The 21,162-nt window shown below is 62.2% G+C and carries 22 protein-coding genes; 9 read left to right on the top strand and 13 right to left on the bottom strand.

What is annotated here, in order from left to right; translation table 11 throughout:
* The 7 genes from PSH66_RS06315 to PSH66_RS06285 all read left to right on the top strand — a co-directional run bounded on the left by PSH66_RS06315 (position 1) and on the right by PSH66_RS06285 (position 6,953).
* The gene (locus PSH66_RS06315; protein ID WP_042945595.1) at positions 1-927 is read left to right on the top strand and encodes a glutamate/aspartate ABC transporter substrate-binding protein; all 927 of its coding nucleotides are present in this window, start codon (positions 1-3) and stop codon (positions 925-927) included.
* Between the two features lie 194 nt (positions 928-1,121).
* The gene (locus PSH66_RS06310; protein ID WP_032891809.1) at positions 1,122-1,868 is read left to right on the top strand and encodes an amino acid ABC transporter permease; all 747 of its coding nucleotides are present in this window, start codon (positions 1,122-1,124) and stop codon (positions 1,866-1,868) included.
* Entirely contained in the window at positions 1,868-2,539 is a 672-nt protein-coding gene (locus tag PSH66_RS06305) for an amino acid ABC transporter permease (protein WP_078823438.1), read from the top strand. The genes PSH66_RS06310 and PSH66_RS06305 overlap by 1 nt, the downstream gene beginning before the upstream one ends.
* Positions 2,536-3,270, top strand: coding sequence for an amino acid ABC transporter ATP-binding protein (locus tag PSH66_RS06300; RefSeq protein ID WP_305428588.1), 735 nt, complete (start codon positions 2,536-2,538; stop codon positions 3,268-3,270). The genes PSH66_RS06305 and PSH66_RS06300 overlap by 4 nt, the downstream gene beginning before the upstream one ends.
* A gap of 109 nt (positions 3,271-3,379) precedes the next feature.
* Positions 3,380-5,281 (top strand): sensor histidine kinase, encoded by a 1,902-nt coding sequence (locus tag PSH66_RS06295; protein ID WP_141064096.1) that lies wholly within the window; start codon positions 3,380-3,382, stop codon positions 5,279-5,281.
* Positions 5,282-5,334: 53 nt separating this feature from the next.
* The gene (locus PSH66_RS06290; RefSeq protein WP_254854402.1) at positions 5,335-6,615 is read left to right on the top strand and encodes a sigma-54 dependent transcriptional regulator; all 1,281 of its coding nucleotides are present in this window, start codon (positions 5,335-5,337) and stop codon (positions 6,613-6,615) included.
* Positions 6,615-6,953, top strand: a complete 339-nt coding sequence (locus PSH66_RS06285) for a GlpM family protein (RefSeq protein WP_003172076.1) — start codon at positions 6,615-6,617, stop codon at positions 6,951-6,953. Before PSH66_RS06290 ends, PSH66_RS06285 begins: the two co-directional genes overlap by 1 nt.
* Before the next feature lie 26 nt (positions 6,954-6,979).
* Here the strand turns inward: PSH66_RS06285 and PSH66_RS06280 are convergent, their stop codons facing one another.
* The 6 genes from PSH66_RS06280 to PSH66_RS06255 form a co-directional block, all read right to left on the bottom strand.
* Positions 6,980-8,380: a sigma-54 dependent transcriptional regulator gene (locus PSH66_RS06280; RefSeq protein ID WP_141064095.1), complete on the bottom strand. Its 1,401-nt coding sequence runs from the start codon at positions 8,378-8,380 to the stop codon at positions 6,980-6,982.
* Positions 8,370-10,139 (bottom strand): HAMP domain-containing sensor histidine kinase, encoded by a 1,770-nt coding sequence (locus tag PSH66_RS06275; protein ID WP_141064094.1) that lies wholly within the window; start codon positions 10,137-10,139, stop codon positions 8,370-8,372. Before PSH66_RS06275 ends, PSH66_RS06280 begins: the two co-directional genes overlap by 11 nt.
* On the bottom strand, positions 10,139-11,263 hold the full coding sequence (locus tag PSH66_RS06270; protein WP_042944239.1) for a GNAT family N-acetyltransferase: 1,125 nt from the start codon (positions 11,261-11,263) through the stop codon (positions 10,139-10,141). The genes PSH66_RS06275 and PSH66_RS06270 overlap by 1 nt, the downstream gene beginning before the upstream one ends.
* Positions 11,264-11,386: 123 nt before the next feature.
* Complete coding sequence (locus PSH66_RS06265; protein WP_305428587.1) at positions 11,387-12,298, bottom strand: carboxylesterase; 912 nt, start codon at positions 12,296-12,298, stop codon at positions 11,387-11,389.
* Positions 12,295-13,689 carry an aspartate aminotransferase family protein gene (locus tag PSH66_RS06260; RefSeq protein WP_003172069.1) on the bottom strand — a complete coding sequence of 465 codons (1,395 nt, stop codon included), beginning with the start codon at positions 13,687-13,689 and terminating at the stop codon, positions 12,295-12,297. The genes PSH66_RS06265 and PSH66_RS06260 overlap by 4 nt, the downstream gene beginning before the upstream one ends.
* Complete coding sequence (locus PSH66_RS06255) at positions 13,682-14,380, bottom strand: HAD-IB family phosphatase (protein WP_141064092.1); 699 nt, start codon at positions 14,378-14,380, stop codon at positions 13,682-13,684. The genes PSH66_RS06260 and PSH66_RS06255 overlap by 8 nt, the downstream gene beginning before the upstream one ends.
* A 227-nt stretch (positions 14,381-14,607) precedes the next feature.
* Here PSH66_RS06255 and PSH66_RS06250 point away from each other — a divergent pair, with 227 nt between their 5' ends.
* Positions 14,608-15,363: a MipA/OmpV family protein gene (locus tag PSH66_RS06250; protein WP_305428586.1), complete on the top strand. Its 756-nt coding sequence runs from the start codon at positions 14,608-14,610 to the stop codon at positions 15,361-15,363.
* Between the two features lie 138 nt (positions 15,364-15,501).
* On the opposite strand, the gene PSH66_RS06245 is transcribed toward PSH66_RS06250, so the two are convergent.
* From PSH66_RS06245 to PSH66_RS06225, 5 genes are all read right to left on the bottom strand, one after another.
* A complete protein-coding gene (locus PSH66_RS06245) occupies positions 15,502-15,894 on the bottom strand; it encodes an EamA family transporter (protein ID WP_003172065.1) in 393 nt (130 codons plus the stop codon).
* Positions 15,891-16,271, bottom strand: a complete 381-nt coding sequence (locus tag PSH66_RS06240; RefSeq protein ID WP_078731770.1) for a transporter — start codon at positions 16,269-16,271, stop codon at positions 15,891-15,893. The genes PSH66_RS06245 and PSH66_RS06240 overlap by 4 nt, the downstream gene beginning before the upstream one ends.
* Positions 16,268-17,188, bottom strand: coding sequence for a hypothetical protein (locus PSH66_RS06235; protein ID WP_003172062.1), 921 nt, complete (start codon positions 17,186-17,188; stop codon positions 16,268-16,270). The genes PSH66_RS06240 and PSH66_RS06235 overlap by 4 nt, the downstream gene beginning before the upstream one ends.
* Positions 17,189-17,325: 137 nt before the next feature.
* On the bottom strand, positions 17,326-17,979 hold the full coding sequence (locus PSH66_RS06230) for a DsbA family oxidoreductase (protein ID WP_042944234.1): 654 nt from the start codon (positions 17,977-17,979) through the stop codon (positions 17,326-17,328).
* Between the two features lie 53 nt (positions 17,980-18,032).
* Positions 18,033-19,052, bottom strand: coding sequence for an alpha/beta fold hydrolase (locus PSH66_RS06225; RefSeq protein WP_042944232.1), 1,020 nt, complete (start codon positions 19,050-19,052; stop codon positions 18,033-18,035).
* A 182-nt stretch (positions 19,053-19,234) separates the two neighbouring features.
* Here PSH66_RS06225 and metR point away from each other — a divergent pair, with 182 nt between their 5' ends.
* Positions 19,235-20,152, top strand: a complete 918-nt coding sequence (gene metR / locus PSH66_RS06220) for a transcriptional regulator MetR (RefSeq protein ID WP_003172058.1) — start codon at positions 19,235-19,237, stop codon at positions 20,150-20,152.
* A gap of 66 nt (positions 20,153-20,218) precedes the next feature.
* Here metR and PSH66_RS06215 read toward each other — a convergent pair whose 3' ends face one another.
* Together PSH66_RS06215 and PSH66_RS06210 are read right to left on the bottom strand one after the other, a co-directional pair.
* A complete protein-coding gene (locus tag PSH66_RS06215; protein WP_042945594.1) occupies positions 20,219-20,725 on the bottom strand; it encodes a GNAT family N-acetyltransferase in 507 nt (168 codons plus the stop codon).
* A 14-nt stretch (positions 20,726-20,739) separates the two neighbouring features.
* Positions 20,740-21,153, bottom strand: a complete 414-nt coding sequence (locus PSH66_RS06210) for an NUDIX domain-containing protein (RefSeq protein WP_003172056.1) — start codon at positions 21,151-21,153, stop codon at positions 20,740-20,742.
* Positions 21,154-21,162 lie beyond the last annotated feature (9 nt).

Here is a 21,162-nt window from a genome sequence, read left to right as displayed (position 1 = left end):
ATGCGCATCGTTCCCCATATCCTGGGCGCAGCTATCGCTGCCGCTTTGATCAGCACGCCAGTCTTTGCCGCCGAACTCACCGGCACACTGAAGAAAATCAATGACTCCGGCACCATCACCCTCGCTCACCGCGACAGCTCCATTCCGTTTTCCTACATCGCGGATGGTTCGGGCAAACCGGTTGGCTACTCCCACGACATTCAAGTGGCTGTCGTCGACCAACTGAAAAAAGACCTGAACAAGCCCGACCTGAAGGTCAAGTACAACCTGGTGACCTCGCAAACGCGTATTCCGCTGATCCAGAACGGGACTGCGGACCTGGAATGCGGCTCCACCACCAACAACGCCGAACGCGCCCAGCAAGTCGACTTCACCACCAACATCTTCGAAATCGGCACACGTCTGCTGGTCAAGAAAGACAAGGATGGCAAGCCAAGCTACGCTGACTTCGCTGACCTGAAAGGCAAAAACGTCGTGACCACCGCCGGCACCACGTCCGAGCGCATCATCAAGGCGATGAACGCTGACAAGCAGATGGGCATGAACGTCATCTCCGCCAAGGACCACGGCGAGTCCTTCCAGATGCTCGAAAGCGGCCGCGCCGTTGCGTTCATGATGGACGACGCCCTGCTGGCCGGCGAAGAAGCCAAGGCCAAGAAGCCGGATGACTGGGTCATCACCGGTACTCCGCAGTCCTTCGAAGCGTACGCGTGCATGGTTCGCAAAGGTGATCCGGACTTCAAGAAAGCCGTGGATGACGCCATCGTCGCCCTGTACAAATCCGGCGAGATCAACAAGATCTACAGCAAATGGTTCGAAAGCCCGATCCCACCGAAAGGCCTGAACCTGAACTTCCCGATGAGCGACAAGGTCAAGGAACTGATCAAGAACCCGACCGACAAGCCGGCTCCGGAAGTAAAAATCTGATTCCTGACTAACCTTATCTCCTGGGGGAGCTCACCCTCCCCCAGGCGTCTGTTACTACCTGCTGGCTATAACTTGGAACACTCGACCTGGCGGTTTTCGAGCCGATCGTGTGTGCCTGACGTTCTCCGTCAGGCGGGAATGGATGTTCCCCAAGCGGGTGCTTGTACATCGATCGATCTCGAGGGGAGACCCTAATGAATTACAACTGGGACTGGGGCGTGTTCTTCAAGTCCACCGGCGTGGGCAGCGAGACTTATCTCGACTGGTACATCGCCGGCCTGGGCTGGACCATCGCCATCGCTGTCGTGGCATGGATTATCGCCTTGCTGCTGGGCTCCATTCTGGGGGTCATGCGCACCGTGCCAAACCGTCTCGTATCGGGTATCGCGACCTGCTACGTGGAACTGTTTCGTAACGTGCCGCTGCTGGTTCAGCTGTTCATCTGGTATTTCCTGATACCCGACCTGCTGCCGCAGAACCTGCAGGACTGGTACAAACAAGACCTGAACCCGACCACCTCGGCCTACCTGAGCGTTGTCGTGTGCCTGGGCCTGTTCACCGCCGCTCGTGTGTGCGAACAAGTGCGTACCGGTATCCAGGCGCTGCCACGTGGCCAGGAATCCGCAGCGCGCGCCATGGGCTTCAAGCTGCCGCAGATCTACTGGAACGTGCTGCTGCCCCAGGCCTACCGCATCATCATTCCGCCGCTCACCTCGGAATTCCTCAACGTGTTCAAGAACTCCTCCGTGGCGTCCTTGATCGGCTTGATGGAACTGCTGGCGCAAACCAAGCAGACCGCCGAGTTCTCGGCCAACCTGTTTGAAGCCTTCACCCTGGCCACGCTGATCTACTTCACCCTGAACATGAGCCTGATGCTGCTGATGCGCGTGGTCGAGAAGAAAGTCGCCGTGCCCGGCCTGATCTCCGTGGGGGGTAAATAATGGACTTCGATTTCAGCGGCATCATCCCCGCGATCCCAGGCCTGTGGAACGGCATGGTCATGACCTTGCAGTTGATGGTCATGGGCGTGGTCGGCGGCATCATCCTCGGCACCATCCTGGCCCTGATGCGCCTGTCGTCCAGCAAACTGCTGTCGCGCGTGGCCGGCGCCTACGTGAACTACTTCCGCTCGATCCCGCTGCTGCTGGTGATCACCTGGTTCTACCTGGCGGTGCCGTTCGTGCTGCGCTGGATCACCGGCGAAGACACCCCGATCGGTGCGTTCACCTCCTGCGTCGTGGCTTTCATGATGTTCGAAGCCGCGTACTTCTGCGAAATCGTGCGGGCCGGCGTGCAGTCGATCCCCAAGGGCCAGATGAGCGCAGCACAGGCGATGGGCATGACCTATGGCCAGACCATGCGTCTGATCATCCTGCCCCAGGCGTTCCGCAAGATGACCCCGTTGCTGCTGCAACAGAGCATCATCCTGTTCCAGGACACCTCGCTGGTCTACACCGTGGGCCTGGTGGACTTCCTCAACTCCGCCCGCTCCAACGGCGACATCATCGGCCGCTCCAATGAGTTCCTGATCTTTGCCGGTGTCGTCTACTTCATCATCAGCTTTTCCGCCTCGCTGCTGGTCAAGCGTCTGCAAAAAAGGTTTGCCGTATGATCTCTATCAAGAACATCAACAAGTGGTATGGCGACTTCCAGGTGCTGACCGATTGCAGCACTGATGTCAAAAAAGGCGAAGTGATCGTGGTGTGCGGGCCGTCGGGCTCGGGCAAGTCCACCCTGATCAAGTGCGTCAACGCGCTGGAACCGTTCCAGAAGGGCGACATCGTGGTCGACGGCACCTCCATCGCCGACCCGAAGACCAACCTGCCGAAACTGCGTTCGCGCGTGGGCATGGTGTTCCAGCACTTCGAGCTGTTCCCGCACCTGACCATCACTGAAAACCTGACCATCGCGCAGATCAAGGTGCTGGGCCGCAGCAAGGAAGAAGCCACCCAGAAAGGCCTGCAACTGCTCGATCGCGTGGGCCTCTCGGCACATGCCCACAAGCACCCCGGCCAACTCTCCGGCGGCCAGCAACAACGTGTGGCCATTGCCCGCGCCCTGGCCATGGACCCGATCGTCATGCTGTTCGACGAACCGACCTCGGCCCTGGACCCGGAAATGGTCAACGAAGTACTGGACGTGATGGTGCAACTGGCCCAGGAAGGCATGACCATGATGTGCGTGACCCACGAAATGGGCTTTGCCCGCAAAGTGGCCGACCGCGTGATCTTCATGGACGCCGGCAAGATCATCGAAGACTGCCCGAAAGAAGAGTTCTTCGGCGACATCAGCGCCCGCTCCGAACGCGCGCAGCACTTCCTTGAGAAAATCCTGCAGCACTAAGTACTACGCAGCTCCTACTGTGGAAACCGGGTCAATGTGGGAGGGGGCTTGCTCCCTCCCACACCGGACCGCACAGGCTGGCAGCTCTGGTTGACCCAAGGCATCTGTGATGAAATGCGACCCCAACCAATTTCGCGCCGCACCGCCATCACTTGCCGTGAAACCTCGTCTGATTCGCCAACTGTTCCTGCCGCCGTTGACCATCGCACTGATGATCGGCCTGGGTTATATCGGCTTCTGGATCAGCGAGTACTACGGTATCCGCACCCTCAGCGACACCGGCGAACGCCAGTTGGAGCTGCATGCCCGCACGGTCGAAAGCGAACTGAGCAAATACACTTACCTGCCCAGCCTGCTGGAGCTGGAGTCCAGCGTCTCGAAGCTGTTGGCCGATCCAAACCAGGAAACCCGCAAGACCGTCAACGATTACCTCGAAGGCCTGAACCGACGCAGTCGCAGCCGGGCCATCTACGTGATGGACACCACCGGTCGGGTACTGGCCACCAGTAACTGGCGCGATGCCGACAGTTACCAGGGTGAAGACCTGTCCTTTCGCGCCTATTTCCAGAACGCCGTACGCGGCCAGCCCGGACGCTTCTACGGCATCGGCAGCACCAATGGCGAACCCGGCTATTACCTGGCCCATGGCCTGGAAGAACACGGCAAAATCATCGGTGTCGCCGTGGTCAAGGTGCGCCTCGAAGCCCTCGAAGAACGCTGGCAGCGCGCGCGCCTGGAAGCCTTCGTCAGCGACGAGAACGGCATCATCATCCTCTCCAGCGACCCGGCCCGGCGCCTCAAGGCCGTGCGGCCATTGAGCAACGAGACCAAGGAGCGACTGGCCCACAGTCTGCAATATTACTGGGCCACACTGAACGAACTGGAACCCCTGGCCCGTGAGCGGCTCAACGAAGGCACCGAGAAACTGACCTTCCCGGCCAACAGCGAAGTGGTCAACGACGAGCACGCCGTCAGCTACCTGGCGCAAACCCGCCCGCTCAATGACACGCCGTGGAATTTCACCCTGCTCACCCCGCTCAACGACCTGCGCCGCGCTGCGATCAACCAGGGCATCCTGGTGGCCGTGGCATTTGGCCTGGTGGCGTTTTTGCTGATCGCCTGGAACGAGCGGCGCAAGGTCATCGCCACCCGTCTCGCCGCACGGGAAGCCTTGCAGGAAGCCAACAGTCAGCTGGAGCGACGGATTGCCGAACGCACCGCCGACCTGCGCGCCAGCAATGAACGGCTCAAGGGCCAGATCCGCGAACGGCGCCAGGCCGAAGAAACCCTGCGCCGTGCCCAGGATGAACTGGTGCAGGCCGGCAAACTCGCCGCTATCGGCCAGATGTCCACCAGCATCGCCCATGAACTGAACCAGCCGTTGGCGGCGCTACGCACCTTGTCCGGCAACACCGTACGTTTCCTTGAGCGCGGCGCTCTGGACACCGCCAGCGCCAACCTCAAGACCATCAACGAACTGATCGACCGCATGGGCCGCATCACCGCCAGCCTGCGCTCCTTTGCCCGGCGCGGTGATGACCAGGGCGAGGCCAGCCTCGCCAAAGCGGTGGACGCCGCGTTCCAGGTACTCGGTGCCCGCCTGGACAGCCTGCCATTGACCGTGCACCGCGACTTTGCCAACGCTGACTTGCAGATTGACCAGACGCGCCTGGAGCAGATCCTGGTCAACCTGATCGGCAACGCCCTCGACGCCATGCAGGCGCAACCGGCTCCCGAGCTGTGGCTGGAAGGCAGCAGCGGCGAAGGCAAATACCGCCTGCAGGTGCGCGACAATGGGCATGGCATCGACGCCGAGACGCGCAAACATCTGTTCGAACCGTTTTTTACCACCAAACCCGGCGAGCAAGGCCTGGGGCTGGGCCTCACGCTGTCCGCCAGCCTCGCGGCGGCGACCGGCGGCAACCTCGCCGTGGAACACCCGGCCGGCGGTGGTACTGCCTTTGTCCTGAGCCTGCCGTTGGCGGGCACTCAACCAGCTGAGTCGACATGAATATTGATCCCCAAGACCTCACCGTGCTGATCGTCGAAGACGACCCCCATGTGCTGCTCGGCTGCCAGCAAGCCCTGGCGCTTGAAGACATCCCCAGCGTGGGCGTGGGCAGCGCCGAAGAGGCGTTGACGCGCGTCGGCGAAAACTTCGCGGGCATTGTGATCAGCGACATCCGCCTGCCGGGCATCGACGGCCTGGAGCTGCTCACCCGACTCAAGGCCCTGGATAAAAGCCTGCCGGTGGTACTGATCACCGGGCATGGCGATATCTCCATGGCCGTCGGCGCCATGCGCAACGGCGCCTACGATTTCATGGAGAAACCCTTCTCCCCCGAACGCCTGGTGGACGTCGCCCGCCGCGCCCTGGAACAACGCGGGCTGGCGCGGGAAGTCTGGTCGCTGCGCCGTCAGTTGGCCGAGCGCGATTCCCTGGAAGGCCGCATCATTGGCCGCTCCCCGGCCATGCAGAACCTGCGCGAGCTGATCGCCAACGTCGCCGACACCTCCGCCAACGTGCTGATCGAAGGCGAAACCGGCACCGGCAAGGAACTGGTCGCGCGTTGCCTGCATGATTTCAGCCGGCGCCACGCCCACCAGTTCGTCGCGCTGAACTGCGGCGGCCTGCCGGAGAACCTCTTCGAAAGCGAGATTTTCGGCCACGAGGCCAACGCCTTCACCGGCGCCGGCAAGCGGCGTATCGGCAAGATCGAACACGCCCACGAAGGCACGCTGTTCCTTGATGAAGTGGAAAGCATGCCGATCAACCTGCAGATCAAACTGCTGCGGGTGTTGCAGGAGCGTACATTGGAACGCCTGGGTTCGAACCAGAGCGTGGCAGTGGATTGCCGGGTGATCGCCGCCACCAAGTCCGACCTCGACGAGCTGAGCCGTGCCAGCCAATTCCGCAGCGACCTGTACTATCGCCTCAACGTGGTCACCCTGGAACTGCCACCGCTGCGCGAACGCCGCGAAGACATCCTGCAACTGTTCGAGCATTTCCTGCAGCAGTCATCGCTACGCTTCGACCGCGCCGTGCCGGAGCTGGACAACCAGACCTTGTCGAGCCTGATGAGCCACGACTGGCCGGGCAACGTGCGCGAGCTGCGCAATGTCGCCGAACGCTTCGCCCTCGGCCTGCCCGCCTTCAAGAAAAGCGGCGCCGGCAGCGGCAACCAGGGCGTGGCCTTCACCGAGGCGGTGGAAGCGTTTGAGCGCAACCTGCTCAGCGACGCCCTGCAACGCAGCGGCGGCAACCTGACCCAGGCCAGCCAGGAGCTGGGGATGGCCAAGACCACACTGTTCGACAAGGTCAAGAAATACGGGTTGAGTCACTGATGGATCTGTTCCTGAAGGCCGCCCTTGGCGCGGCGGTGGTACTGATCCTGGCCGCGCTGGCCAAGACCAGAAACTACTACATCGCGGGGTTGGTGCCGCTGTTCCCGACCTTTGCGCTGATCGCCCATTACATCGTCGGCAAGGGCCGTTCGCTGGACGATTTGAAGACCACCATCCTGTTCGGGATGTGGTCGATCATTCCGTACTTTGTGTACCTGGCGACGTTGTACGTGATGGTGGATCGGATGCGGCTGGAGGCCTCTTTAGCCGTAGCAGCGGTAGCGTGGTTGATGGCGGCGACGATCCTGGTGAGTATCTGGGTACGCATCCATACCTGACACTCCACATTTTTATCCCGGTTGAGTCAGCGGACTATCTTGTCGACCTGAATACCCAGCTTTTTCAGGCGATACCAGAAACTGCGTTCAGAGATCCCGATCTTCGCCGCCGCCGCCGCCTGCACCCCATTGCTCTCGTGCAAGGCGGCCAGGATATAGGCCTTCTCCACCTCCGCCAGCGCCGCATCCAGGTCCTGGGGAATGCCCGGTCCGTCGCTGAGGATCGCCGCGACCCCGCCCTCCCCGCTCGGCTTGGACGCAAACAGGTAACCCGGCAAGTCGATATCTTCGATCACCGGTGACGCCGCCACGATGGTCGCGCGCTCCACGCAGTTTTGCAGCTCGCGGATATTGCCCGGCCAGTGATACGCCGCCATGGCCTGCAACGCCTCAGGGCTGAAACCGGTGATGCGTTTGCCGGCGGTGGCGCTGAGCGTCTGGGCGAAGTGACGAGCCAGCGGCGCAATGTCTTCCACGCGCTCGCGCAAGGGCGGCAACGGGATCGGGAACACGTTGAGGCGGTAATACAGGTCTTCGCGAAACTCCTTGTCGGCCACGGCGTCGAGCAGGTTTTTGTTGGTGGCGGCAATCACCCGCACATCCACCTTGCGTTCTCGCGGGTCGCCCACCGGCTCGATCACCCGCTCCTGCAAGGCACGCAGGATCTTGGCCTGCAACGCCAACGGCATGTCACCGACTTCATCGAGAAACAGTGTGCCCTTGTCGGCCTGCATAAAGCGCCCGACCCGGTCGGCCACGGCGCCGGTAAACGCACCCTTGCGATGGCCGAACATCTCGCTTTCCAGCAGCCCTTCGGGGATGGCCGCGCAGTTGACCGCCACGAAGGGCTGGTCGGCACGGCTGCCATGCTTGTGGATGGCACGGGCGACCATTTCCTTGCCGGTGCCGCTTTCGCCGGTCAGCAGGATAGTGGCGCTGCTGTCGCGTACCGAATCCACCGCGTGCAGCACCTTGCGAAACGCCGGGCTGTCGCCCACCAGGCTGTCGAATTGCGCGTGCTCATCCAATTCGGCGCGCAGACGTGCGTTGTCGCGCAGAATGTCGCGAAACTGCAGGGCCTTGGCCACAGTGATGTCCAGTTCGTCGATATCGAACGGCTTGGCGATGTAGTCATAGGCGCCGTTGCGCATCGACTGCACGGCGTTCTTCACGGTGCTGTAGGCGGTCATCACGATCACCGGCACATGGGGGTAGCGCACCTTGATCTCGGCCAGCAGCGCCGGGCCGTCCATGCCCGGCATGCGCCAGTCACTGATCACCAGGTCGATGTCTTCCTGTTCCAGCACCTTGAGCGCGTGCAGGCCGTTGCCGGCGATAAACACCTGGATGCCGTTCTGGCCCAGGGCCGATGCCAGCAGGTCGCACAGCTTGGGTTCGTCGTCGACTACCAGAATGTTATGCGTCATGAGTGTCCTCGTCGTCTTCGCCCATCGCTGGAATGTACAGGCTGAAGGTGGCGCCGGCATCTTTCTCGCTGGCGCATTCAATGCTGCCGTCGTGACTTTCCATGATCGAATAGACCTTGGCCAGGCCCAGCCCGGTGCCCGAGGCCTTGGTGGTGACGAAAGGCGTAAAGATGCGCTCGATCATGTCGGCCGCAATGCCTTGGCCGGAGTCGGCAATGCTGATAACCGTGTTGCCGTCCGCCGTGCGAATCCCCACGGTCAGCCGCCCACCGTCGGGCATCGCATCGATGGCGTTGAGAATCAGGTTGAGGCACGCCTGCTTGAGCTGCTTGGCGTCCGCGTAGATCGTCGCGCCCGGCGCCTGGTCATCGATCTGCGCATCGATGTTATGTGTCGCCAGCTCCGGCGCGCAGAAGCCCAGGATCTCCTCCACCAGTGGGCGCGCCGGCTGCAACGCGCGCAGCGGCGGGTTGGGCTTGGCGAAATCGAGGAACTCGGTGATCAGGTCGTTGATGCGGCTGACTTCGCTGATCACGTATTCCAAGTGGCGCTTGTCGGTGTCCGGCAGGTCGGCGCGGCGGTGCAACAACTGGGTGGCGGTCTTGATGATGCCCAGCGGGTTGCGGATCTCGTGGGCCAGGCCCATGGCGACTTCACCCAGCGCATGCAGGCGGTCACGTCGGCGCAGCTGGGCCTCGAGGTGATGCAACTCGCCCAGGCGCTCGGTCATATGGTTGAAGGTGCTGCTCAACTGCGCCAGCTCATCGCCGCCGCTGACCGCCACGCGGTGCGTGTAATTGCCCGAGATCACCGCCCCCACGCCTTCGGACAAATCCCGCAGCGGCCGGGTCAGGCGCCGCGACACCAGTACCCCCGCCGCGAGCGACAGCGCCGAGCTGACCAGAAAAATCAGCACGAACAGGTTGCTCTGGTTGACCAGCCCCATCAGGCTGCTATGGCGCAGCAGGCCGCTGAAGATCACGCCTTGCAAGTCACCGGCATCGTTGAAGATCGGCCAGTACAAACCGCTGTAGTTATTGGTGAACTGCTCGCTGGGCTGGCGAGTGGCGCGCATGGCGGTTTCGACAGTCTTGGGGATTCGCGAGGGGTGATCCTCGAAGCGTTGGGTCGAGAAGATTTCCGAGAACCCGTCCGGGTTGGCCAGGTACAGGCGCAGGTCGAGGGAATGCACATCGGCCACGCTGGTCAGGAAACTGCTGTCCAGGTAGGTACCGACCAGCAGCAGGTAGTCGACACCGTCCCGGCTGGTCTCGAAAGTGGAGACCACGATACCGGTGGTGGCCCCGCCCACCTTGACCGTTTGCAGCACCGTATTCTTGGCCAGGCTGATCTGTTGCACGATGTCATCGGCGGCGGTGGTGAACACCACTTTTCGATCACTGGCGCGAATCAGCGCCACCACGTCGATATCCGTGGCATCGGCGATGTCGGCCGTAAGCCGGTCATGGCGGGCGGCTTGCTTGTTGTCCGGCGGGCTGATGTAGCGCAGGAACAGCTTGGCCATGCGCGCGTTGTCGTGAAGGATGTCGCCGATCTCGTCCTTGACGATCTTGGTCGACTCTTGCAGCCAGATGCGCACGTTGCTGTCGAAAATCTGCGACAGCGTGCTAGCGGCCAACTCCGCCGCAATCATGGTGGGAATCACACTCACCAACCAGAACGCCAGCACCAGCTTGCGCTGGACGCTCCAGCGCGAAATGGCAAAGGGGCGGGCTTTCTGGCGGGTCTTGGTGATCATCAGGTTTCGCTTATCGCAGCAGCCATGGCAGGGTCGGAACGATCCGGTCGAATAAACAGTTTTACCAACTTGAGCAGGCCGTTGACCAGCCGGTTGCGATGCCGGAAGAACACGCTGTTGCCCTGGAACTCGCAGCCCAGGCGCAGCTTACTGGCATACCCGGCCTGGCCGCACTCGTATAACGCAATATTGTGCCGAATACAGTACTCGACGTTGGTCAGCCAACTGCGAAAGTACAGGTTGTAGTCACGGGTAAACGCCACGTCATGCCCGAAAAACTTGTCCACCAGCCGCTGTTCGTCGACCAGCATCAGGTTGAACGCCACCAAGTGCTCGTCCACCCAGTAAAGCGCACACACCGCACGCGACTCCAGGCGTTCGAGCACACCGGTAAAGTAGCTGGCGGGCAGGCGCTCGAACTGCAACTCGGCGCGGGTCAGCGTGGCTTCGTACAGGCGCATGACCTCAGGCAGCACGTCGTCGATATTGCGCCGCCATTCCACCCGTGGGCCGGGCGCGCGCAGTTTGCGGCGCAGGTCCTTGCGCGTGGATTTACCCAGCGAGCCGAGGTAAGCGTCCACCGAACCGTAGGGCAACGGCAATACACCTGTGGGCAAACTCGGCATCGTCTGGAAACCGGCGGCACGGCAACTGTCGACCCAGTGCGGATCGTTGCTCGGTGCGTCCTTGACCGCCAACAGGCCGATGCCGAAATCATCGGCGTCGTGGCGCGCGGCGTGCAGCACATGCTTGAGCAACAGCGGGCGGCGCGACTCGGGCACGTGGCTGGCAAATCCGGCATCACAGCGCTCGGCCACCGGCGAGCCGATGGCGTACAGCCCCAGTTGCAACACGCCCGGCCACAGCCGCTCCAGGCGTTCGGTCAAGCGCTTGCCGGCGCCGGACACCGTGGTGTCGAGGCGGTAATGGGTGATGAACGCGGGCGCGACCGCCACCAGGGTTCCATCTTCGTAAACCGCCAGGTAGCGCCACTGGAAATCAGCGATGGCGGCGTTTTCCACGGCGACGTAATAGTCCCAGTCCTCCAGGGCACCCGGAAAACAATCGTTCCAGGCACTGCGCTGGAGGGCCCGGATGGTGGCGAAGGCTTGGGTGGTGATCACGTCTACTTCCAGTTGGAGTTGTTGTGGTGAAAAGGATGTTTGTGGTGAGCGGGCTTGTCGAATCGTCGCACCGCCCGCGCCGGGTGGCGAAGCCACCCCATTCCAGGCACGAAATATCTCCAGCTAGACCGCGATGGCGGGTTTTGGGGCGGCTTCGCCACCCAGCGCGGGACAAGCCTGCTCACCACAACAGCACTGCTCACCACAGGAAACTTGCCGGCTGATGAAGTCGGCACTCAACTCGATCACCCGCCGGTATTGCAGGTCGACGGTGATCATGTGGTAGCAGTTGTCCAGCAGGACCTTGGTCACCGGCCCGCCGAGGTGGCGCTCCACGTAATCGGCGTTCCAGCGGCTGGTGATGTCGTCCTCGATGGAGTGCAGCACCAGGGCCGGGACCTTGATCCGGGGCATGCGTTTCTTGACCACCGCGTTCATCCAGTGCAACTCGCGCACGGTGACGCCTTCCATGGTCAACAACCCCGCTTCGCTGCTCTGGCCCTCCTTCATCTGCCGCTCGACGATCGCCCGCAGCCGTTCATTCTTGATGCCGTACGGCGGCTTCTCGGTGAAGCGGAACAAGCGCACGCCGAAAGGAATGCGGATCAGCAACGGCGTGATAAACGCCATTTTGCTGATGCTCCAACCGTCGTACCTCAAGGTGGTGGAATACATCAGCAAGCCGGCGACCTGGCCCGGATGCTCGGAGGCCAGGTACATCGACATCACCGCGCCCATGGACAAGCCACCGACAAACACCTGCGCGTGCCGCCGCTTGATCTGCACGAAGGTCTTGCGCACGCCTTCGTACCAGTCCAGCCAACCGGTGGCCTGCAGGTCGCTGTTGTCACCGCAGTGCCCGGCCAGGGTGGGCACATACACCGTGCAATTGCCCACCTTGGCCAGGCCCTTGGCGACCTGGCGCAGTTCGGTCGGGGTGCCGGTCAGGCCGTGGATCAACAGGATCCCGACCGGACCCTCACCGAGAACGAAGCCGGCATCACCTTCACCGAGGTCGATCTCTGCACTGTTCACCGGTTGGTTGCCCGCACCAGCAATTGTTCCAGCAGCTTCAGGCCCAGCTCGATTTCCGGGTAGCTGATTTCCAGGGACGGGGCCAGGGTGATCACGTTCTTGTAGTAACCGCCCACGTCGAGGATCAGGCCGAGTTTGCGGCCATCGACCACCATGTCGCCCTTCATGCCTTCTTCGACCATGTAGTCCAGGGTCGCCTTATCCGGCGTGAAACCATCCGGTCCGCAGATTTCGCAGCGCAGGGCCAGGCCCAGGCCGTCGACGTCGCCGATGATCGGGAAACGTTTTTGCAGGTCCTGCAGGCCTTCGAGGAAGAATTTGCCCTTGGCCATGACCATCGCGCCGTAGTCGACTTCGTTGGTCATCTTGAACATTTCCAGGCCCACCGCGGTGCCCAACGGGTTGGAAGCGAAGGTGGAATGGGTGGAGCCTGGCGGGAAGACCTTAGGGTTGATCAACTCTTCACGGGCCCAGATACCGCCCAGTGGGTTGAGGCCGTTGGTCAGCGCCTTGCCGAACACGATCACATCCGGCTGCACGTCGAAATGCTCGATCGACCAGAGTTTGCCGGTGCGGTAGAAGCCCATCTGGATTTCATCGGACACCATCAGGATGCCGTGCTGATCCAATACCTGCTTGAGTTCACGGTAGAAGTTCATCGGCGGGATCACGTAGCCGCCGGTGCCCTGGATCGGCTCGACGTAGAACGCGGCGTATTCACTCTGGCCGACTTTCGGGTCCCACACGCCGTTGTATTCGGTCTCGAACAGGCGGGCGAATTGCTGCACGCAATGGCTGCCGTATTCCTCTTTCGTCATGCCCTTGGGGCCACGGAAGTGATAGGGGAACGGGATGAATTGCGCACGCTCACCGAAGTGACCGTAGCGACGACGGTAGCGGTAGCTGGAGGTGATCGACGAGGCGCCGAGGGTCCGCCCGTGGTAGCCGCCTTCGAACGCGAACATCAGGCTCTTGCCGTTGGTGGCGTTGCGCACCACCTTCAAGGAGTCTTCGATCGATTGCGAACCGCCGACGTTGAAGTGCACGCGACCGTCGAGGCCGAACTTGTTCTTGGCATCCACCGCGATCATTTCCGACAGCTCGATCTTGCCCTTGTGCAGGTACTGGCTGGCGATTTGCGGCAGGGTGTCGATCTGCTGTTTAAGCGCATTATTCAGGCGCGGGTTGGCGTAGCCGAAGTTGACCGCCGAGTACCACATTTGCAGGTCGAGGTAGGCCTGGTCTTCGGTGTCCCATACATAGGAGCCTTCGCAACGGCTGAAGATACGCGGCGGCTCGATGTAATGGACGGTGTCGCCGTAGGAGCAGTACTTGGCTTCCTTATCCAGAAGGACCTGGTCTTCGGCGGTGGCGATGCGGATATCAGACATGATGGAAGAGTTCCTGGTTGTCAGTCGTAAAGGAGGTGGCGTTGGCGGCGACGCTTTGCGGCAGCTGCGCGAGCAGCGCAGGCACTTGGGCGAAGCAGTCGAAGCGCGCATGGGGAATCTGGTGGGCGACGCAGTACTCGGCGAGGCTGCCCTTGGCGAACACGAAGTCGGCGGTGGAGGCCACGCACATATCGGACTTGCCGTCGCCGATCACCAGCACGCGCTTGTTGCTCGGCGTGGACTTGCATTTGCAGTTGCCCGACGCCGCGCGGCAGGCATCGCTTGAATAGGGGAAGTCGATGCGCCAGCTGTTCTGGTCAACCTGCCGCAGGCGATTGGCGAGAATCGGCAGCAGGGTCACGTAGTTGCGCGACAGAATCCGCGCGATGCCTTGTTCGATGCCGTCGCTGACCACTTCGAGGGACGCGCCCAGGCCGATCACGTGATCGACGAAATCCGGGAAGTCCGGGTCGATCTCGACGCTGTCGAAATACGCCAGCAACTCGGCGGGCGTGGCCTTGATCAGCGCCAATTGGCGGCTCAGGCATTCGCGTGAACCGATGTGTCCATCCAGCCATAGCTGTTCGATGGTTTCCCATTCGGGGCCGGCGAAGCGTTGGAGGACGTTGTCGATGACGTCGGTGGGGGTGATGGTCCCGTCGAAGTCGCACACGATATGCCAGTCGATCATTGCGGTTACCTTGATGGAGTGCGCTGTCTGCGCTTGCACCAGGGGTAGAGCAGGGACTGTGCCAATTGGCCATAACCCAATGGAACCGGGGCTTTGCTCGGTGTGTGCGGGGGATTTGTGTCGTGCAAGCTACAATTTTTGTAGCTTGCTACAAACAAGATGAGTGCTTGCACAGGCGCGCAGGTTTGCGCGTTCATGCGCGTGTATTCACTCAAGGAACTGTGACCATGTTGCGGATCACATGCGCTGCACTGGCCGGCTTATTGAGCCTCACCGCCCAGGCTCAAGGCATCACCGGTGACGTCGGCGCAGGCGTCAGCTCCCAACCCCATGACCCCACCGGCAGTCGCTATGAAACCCGGCCGGTGCCGTATCTCGACCTGGACTGGGGCTCCGTGAGCCTGGGCACCGACGACGGCCTGACGTGGAGCGCGCTGGACACCCACGGGTTTACGGCCGGCCCGTATATCAATTATTTGCAGGGACGCACCTCCAACGGCTCGCTGCAAGGCCTGCGCAATGTGTCGGACATGGCCGAGGTCGGGGGTTTCATCCAATACGCGCCGGCCGACTTCTGGCGCGTCTATGCGCAACTGGGCCAGGCCGTCGGCGGCGGCCACGCGCAGAGCGGCGCGCTGGGCAAGGTCGGTGGCGAACTGGGCTACCCGCTGGGCGGCGGGATCATCGGCAGCAGCGGCCTGGTGGCGCACTTCGCCGACGCGCGCCAGACCCAGACGTTTTTCGGCGTGGATGCCAACGAAGCGGCAGCTACGGGTTTCAAGGCCTACAACGCCAGTGGCGGTTTCCAGAACGTGACGTTGAACCAGAGTTTTCAGTTTCCGCTGGCCCCCAACTGGTCACTGCTGACCAGCGCCAGCTGGGTACACCTGGTGGGTTCGGCGGCGGGCAGCAGCATCGTCCGGCAGACCGGCGAGGTGAACCAGGGACAGGTGCAGACGGCGATCAGCTACACCTTCGACTGATTCCCCTAATGTATGGAGATATAAATGTGGGAGGGGGCTTGCTCCCGATGAGGGGGTGTCAGTTGATAAATCTGTAACTGACCCACCGCTATCGGGAGCAAGCCCCCTCCCACATTGGCCCGCATTTCATGGCCTATATCAGTTCTCTTCGCCCTCGGCCAACAGCGCAATCCCGCCAATAATCACCGCCACTCCCACCCAGTGCAGCGGGCTGATATGTTCACCCAGCCCCAGCCACGACCCCAGCAACACCACCACAAACACCAGCGAACTCAGTGGAAACGCCAGCGACAGACTGCTGCGTCGCAGGATCAGCATCCACACGAAAAACGCACCGATGTAGCAGGCAATCGCCGCCAGGATCCCGGGATTACGCGCCACCTCGACCAGCCACTGCCAATTGAAGTCCATCTGCCCCAACTGATCGCCCGCGACTTTGGTGAACAACTGCCCGGCGCTCTCGGTGCAGATCAGCAAGGCCCACAGCACAACCGTGCCGAACCGCCCGTGCAACCACGTCTGCGTATTCATGCCTGACTCCCGCCAACGGCCACCAACATCACCCCCAGGGTGATCACCAACGTACCCAGCCAGCGCCGGCGGCTGACGGTTTCCCCCAGTACCACCTTGCCCACCAGGACCACCCCGCAATAGGCCAGCGCCGCCGCCGGGAACAACAGGCTCAACGGCGCGCGGGACAGGGCTTCGAGCCACACGAAAAATTCGATGACATAGGCGCCGATCCCGGCCCACAGCAACGGCGCATTGAACACTTGGCCCCAGAACGCATTCAGGCGAAAACCGCCTTCCAGTTCCGGCAAACGATCGAGACCCAGCTTGAAACACAGCTGGCCGATTACATCGAGGACGATGGAAAACGCCACCAGCAACACCACGGTCAGGCTCACGGGAACAACTCCTCAAAGAGCTCGATCAAGGCTTCATTGGTCGCGGCATTGCGCTGCAGATCCTCAGGCCTCCAACGCTGCGGCGGCGGCTGGTCGGACTTGGCCTCCCAGCGCTTGAACGCGTTGCTGAACGCCGGCGTGGCGAACTCGCCGCATACATCGATGCCAATGATGCGCTTGCGCGCGGCCAACGCGCGCAGGGCTTGCAGCAAGTGGCTCAGACGCATGCCGCCCTGGTCCCAGTTGGTGGCCGCGTCTTCGCTGGCCAGCACGTCTTTGTCGATGGTGATCCAGATCGCCTCGGTGGGCAGGCTGGTGATCATCTGTTCAAGAAACGCCGTCCAATCCAGCTGCGCCAGGTTGCGCCAATGCAGGTGGTTCTCCTGCTGCTGGTGACCGGCGCCATCGCCCACCCTGCCCCACACTTTCGACGGCGGATGCTGCCAGGGAAACAGCTGTAATTGCCCGCGCTTGAGGGCGCCGAGGTTGCCGCCGCGCAGTTGCGGGTTGTGCAGGTCATCGCTGCACGGGCCGAGGGTGACGATGCGTTTGATCGCCGGCATCTTCAACGCGCGGTTGACCCATGAGCCACAGTGACGCTTGGGCGCAAAGCGCACCCAGTCGGGGTGGTTGTCGAAGTGGATCAGGCTGATGGGCTCCTTGAGGTCGGCCAGAAACGCCGGGGTCAGGTGGTGATAATCGCCGGAGCCGACAAACAGGATGTCCGGCCGCGCATCCGTGGGCCTGGGCCGTTTGGCCAAGCGTTCGGCAAAGCGCTTCCAGGTTTTTTCGGTGGACCACAGGCGCAGCTTGGGGCCCAGGTCCAGCAGGTCGATGCGGGTGGCACGGCCACTGGCCAAGCGCCGGGCAATCGGCGCTTGGGCCGTGAGGCTGTGATCGAGGTCAAGAATATTCAAGGCAGTGTTCCCCTAAGGCTTTAGGGGGGTCAATGCAAGGGACGGGCCAGCGGGTGAACGAGCGAACTCTTGAAGACTGCGGTGAACTCATGTGGGAGGGAGCAAGCCCCCTCCCACATTTTGATTTGTGTTCGGCTTCAGGATCGGGATTCGTTGATGATCTGGCGAATCGCGCCCACGAACGCTTCAGCCGGCTGGCCACCGCTCACCGCATATTGGTCGTTGAACACAATAGTCGGCACCGAGCTCACGCCACGGGAGATCCATAGCTGCTCCTGCTCGCGCACGTCGGCGGCGTATTCATCCGAAGCCAGGATCGCGGCGGCGCGCTGGATATCCAGGCCGACGCTTTCGGCGATGATCGCCAGGGTGGCGTGGTCGGACGGGTCCTGGCCATCGCTGAAGTAGGCCTTGAACAGCGCCTCCTTGAGGTTGTACTGCAAACCTTCCAAACCGGCCCAATGCAGCAGGCGGTGCGCGTCGAAGGTGTTGTAGATGCGGCTTTGGCCGTCGGTGCGGAACGCAAAGCCCAGCGCGGCGCCCATGTCGCGGATGCGCGCACGGTTGGCCTGGGACTCTTCGGCGCTGGAGCCGTATTTCTCGGTGATGTGTTCGACGATGTTTTGACCGATGGCGGGCATGTTCGGGTTCAGTTCGAACGGCTGGAAATGAATCTCGGCCTGCACCTCGGCGCCCAACTGGTCGAGGGCTTCGGTCAGGCCGCGCAGGCCGATGATGCACCAGGGGCAGGACACGTCGCTGACGAAATCGATTTTCAGGGGAGTACTCATGACAGGCAACCTCGTAGGCAAAATGTGCCGCAAAGGTTGCACCATACACCACCTCACAACAGCTTCGCAGGCGCCACCTGATCAATCTGAGCCCAATGCGCGGCATCTTCACGATGGGCTTGCAGGTACGGCAACACCGCCATCAACAACGGTGCCTTGAACGCTTCCTGGAAACGATGGGCCATGCCGGGAATCAACTTCAACTGGCTGCCCTGGATATGCGCGGCCAGGTGCACGCCGTGCATCACCGGCAACAGCGGGTCGGCGGTGCCGTGCACCACCAGGGTCGGCACGCGCAGTTGGTTGAGCAGCGGCACACGGCTGGGCTCGGCGAGGATCGCCATGATCTGGCGCTTCACACCGTCCGGGTTGAAGGCGCGGTCGTAGGACAGCGCCGCCTGATGCAGCAACGCCTGGCGGTCGTCCTTTACCGTCGGGCTGCCGAGTGCGGCGAGCAAATCGGCCTGTTGTTCCAGGGCCACCTCACGGTTCGGCGCGCCGCGTCGGGACAGCAACTGCACCAGCGCCGCACTCGGTGCCGGCAGGCCTTCGGCGCCGGAGCTGGTCATGACCAGGGTAAGGCTCTCCACCCGCTGCGGCGCCATGGCCGCCAGGTGCTGGGCGATCATGCCGCCCATGCTCGCACCGAGCACATGGAACTGCCGGATCTGCAGCGCATCCATCAACCCCAAGGCATCATCGGCCATATCGGTCAGGGTGTAGGGCGCCGCCACCGGCAGGCCGAGCTTGTAGCGCAGCACTTCAAAGGTGAGATTGGCAGTGGCCGGGGCCTGGCGCCAGGTGGACAGGCCGACGTCGCGGTTGTCGTAGCGGATCACCCGAAAACCCTGCTGGCACAGGGCAACCACCACCTCATCCGGCCAGTGGATCAACTGCCCGCCCAGGCCCATCACCAGCAGCAAGGCCGGATCGGACGCACGGCCGATGCTCTGGTAGGCGATGCTCACCGTTTCCAGGTCGACCGTTTGGGTCGGGACATTGACATCACATCGAGACGCCGCAAAAGACGGCAGGCCGAACACAAGAGCGGCCAACAAAAGCAACACACGCATGAAAAACACCGAAACGCAGAACCCCAGTAGAACGCGAGTCTGATGAAGTTTGTTCAAGCGCGCTGCCACAGTTCCATGACAGTTTGATGAAGTGTGCCCGGCGGTCATGGTCGACAGGCTTTGCAACATGAGACAAACTCACGCTATCCGTTTTCATCACAAATTGTCTTCATGGAGAGCCCGTGCTCGAGATCCGTCACCTCAAGACCCTGCATGCCCTGCGCGAAGCCGACAGCCTGGTGGAAGCCGCCGAGCGCCTGCACCTGACGCAATCGGCACTGTCCCACCAGTTCAAGGAATTGGAAGAACGCCTGGGCATGCCGTTGTTCGTGCGCAAGACCAAGCCGCTGCGCTTCACCAGCGCCGGTTTGCGCCTGCTGCAACTGGCCGACGCTACCCTGCCGCTGCTGCGCGGTGCCGAGCGCGATATCGCGCGCCTGGCCGGCGGCACCGCCGGGCGTTTGCACATGGCCATCGAGTGCCACAGCTGTTTCCAATGGTTGATGCCCACCATCGACCAGTTCCGCGATGCCTGGCCCGAAGTCGAACTGGACCTGGCCTCGGGTTTTGCCTTCGCCCCGCTGCCGGCCCTGGCCCGAGGCGACCTCGACCTGGTGGTGACCTCCGACCCGCTGGAACTGCCGGGCATCACCTATGTGCCGCTGTTTACCTACGAAGCCATGCTGGCCGTGGCCAACCAGCACGCACTGGCGCACAAGGCGTATATCGTGCCCGAGGATCTGCTCACCGAAACCCTGATCACCTACCCGGTGGAGCGTGACCGCCTGGACATCTTCACGCGTTTTCTGGAACCGGCCGATGTGGAACCCGCGCAGGTGCGCACCTCGGAACTGACAGTGATGATGATGCAACTGGTGGCCAGCGGTCGCGGCGTATGCGGCATGCCGCATTGGGCACTGCATGAATACAGCTCGCGCGGCTACGTGAAGGCCAAGCGCCTGGGCGAGAAAGGGCTGTTTGCGACGTTGTATGCAGGGATTCGCGCGGACATGCTGGATGCGCCGTACATGCGCGACTTTTTGCTGACGGCCAAGGACACATCGTTTTCGACATTGGATGGGGTGAGTGCGGTGCGCTGATCAACACAATGTCTGAATCAACGAGGACAAAATGTGGGAGGGCACAAGCCCCTCCCCCATTGCAGCTCAGTCGGCCTTGAGCTCGCGCCACATGTGGATCTTGTCGAAGTAATCCACCCCCACCCGCACCGCCAGCGGCTCCAGGCCGTACTGGATAAACCCGCAACGCCGATAGAGCGCAAACGCTGCGTCGTTGCCGGCGGTGACGGTCAGTTGAATCACCTTCAGGCGCGCCTGTTGACGCGCTTCATCGAGCGCCGCCTCGACCAATTGGCGCCCGAGGCCCAGGCGCTGATACGCCGCATTTACGTACATGCCGAACAAGGTCACCTTGTGCCGCGCCTTTTCGCGGGGTTCGAAGGCCAGACCGACGATACCCGCCAGCTCATCACCGGCAAACGCGCCGAGCAGCCGGTCCAGCGGGTTGTCCAGGCGTTTTTCCCACCAGCTCAACGGCATCGACGCGCGCTCGGCCACGCTGGAGGTGAAGGCCTGGGGATAGCACGCGTAGGCCTCGAGCATCAATGCCCGATAGGCCTCGGCGTCACTGGCCACCAGCGCGCGGATGAACATCGGCGGCGAGGGCATCAGGCGCGGGCAACCAGCGACGCACGGTAAAACGGCAGGACCAGGTCACGCGTCAACGGCGCCAAGTGCAAACCGCCGTCACCCGTAGGGTCGATCCAGCGCAGCTCTTCGATCTCGGCAGCCGCGCTTACCGGCACGTTGACGTGCACCTGGAACAACTCGGCCTGCACGGTGAAGCCCGGCTCGTTGGCCGCCGGCGCCGAAAACTGCCCGAGGTACGCGGCCTGTTCCAGGTCGATATGCAGGTTCAGCTCCTCGTACAGTTCACGCGCGAGGGCCTGGGCAGGCTGTTCACCGGCATCGATCTTGCCGCCCGGCTGCATGAAAGCCTGGGTACCGCGCTTGCGCACCAGCAACGTCTCGCCGAGGTCGTTGATCAGGACAGCGGCGGCGATGCGGATGGTCATGGACATCGAATGAAA

Source organism: Pseudomonas sp. FP597 (genome assembly GCF_030687435.1).
GTDB classification, from domain to species: domain Bacteria; phylum Pseudomonadota; class Gammaproteobacteria; order Pseudomonadales; family Pseudomonadaceae; genus Aquipseudomonas; species Aquipseudomonas lactucae.
This window is presented reverse-complemented; position numbering and strand designations above follow the sequence as displayed.

Coding starts and splice junctions, on each gene's coding strand:
- PSH66_RS06315 (WP_042945595.1), top strand. CDS start 1: ATGCGCATCGTTCCCCATATCCTGGGCGCAGCTATCGCTGCCGCTTTG.
- PSH66_RS06310 (WP_032891809.1), top strand. CDS start 1,122: ATGAATTACAACTGGGACTGGGGCGTGTTCTTCAAGTCCACCGGCGTG.
- PSH66_RS06305 (WP_078823438.1), top strand. CDS start 1,868: ATGGACTTCGATTTCAGCGGCATCATCCCCGCGATCCCAGGCCTGTGG.
- PSH66_RS06300 (WP_305428588.1), top strand. CDS start 2,536: ATGATCTCTATCAAGAACATCAACAAGTGGTATGGCGACTTCCAGGTG.
- PSH66_RS06295 (WP_141064096.1), top strand. CDS start 3,380: ATGAAATGCGACCCCAACCAATTTCGCGCCGCACCGCCATCACTTGCC.
- PSH66_RS06285 (WP_003172076.1), top strand. CDS start 6,615: ATGGATCTGTTCCTGAAGGCCGCCCTTGGCGCGGCGGTGGTACTGATC.
- PSH66_RS06280 (WP_141064095.1), bottom strand. CDS start 8,380: ATGACGCATAACATTCTGGTAGTCGACGACGAACCCAAGCTGTGCGAC.
- PSH66_RS06275 (WP_141064094.1), bottom strand. CDS start 10,139: ATGATCACCAAGACCCGCCAGAAAGCCCGCCCCTTTGCCATTTCGCGC.
- PSH66_RS06260 (WP_003172069.1), bottom strand. CDS start 13,689: ATGTCTGATATCCGCATCGCCACCGCCGAAGACCAGGTCCTTCTGGAT.
- PSH66_RS06255 (WP_141064092.1), bottom strand. CDS start 14,380: ATGATCGACTGGCATATCGTGTGCGACTTCGACGGGACCATCACCCCC.
- PSH66_RS06250 (WP_305428586.1), top strand. CDS start 14,608: ATGTTGCGGATCACATGCGCTGCACTGGCCGGCTTATTGAGCCTCACC.
- PSH66_RS06245 (WP_003172065.1), bottom strand. CDS start 15,894: ATGAATACGCAGACGTGGTTGCACGGGCGGTTCGGCACGGTTGTGCTG.
- PSH66_RS06230 (WP_042944234.1), bottom strand. CDS start 17,979: ATGAGTACTCCCCTGAAAATCGATTTCGTCAGCGACGTGTCCTGCCCC.
- PSH66_RS06225 (WP_042944232.1), bottom strand. CDS start 19,052: ATGCGTGTGTTGCTTTTGTTGGCCGCTCTTGTGTTCGGCCTGCCGTCT.
- PSH66_RS06215 (WP_042945594.1), bottom strand. CDS start 20,725: ATGTTCATCCGCGCGCTGGTGGCCAGTGACGCCGAGGCCTATCGGGCA.
- PSH66_RS06210 (WP_003172056.1), bottom strand. CDS start 21,153: ATGTCCATGACCATCCGCATCGCCGCCGCTGTCCTGATCAACGACCTC.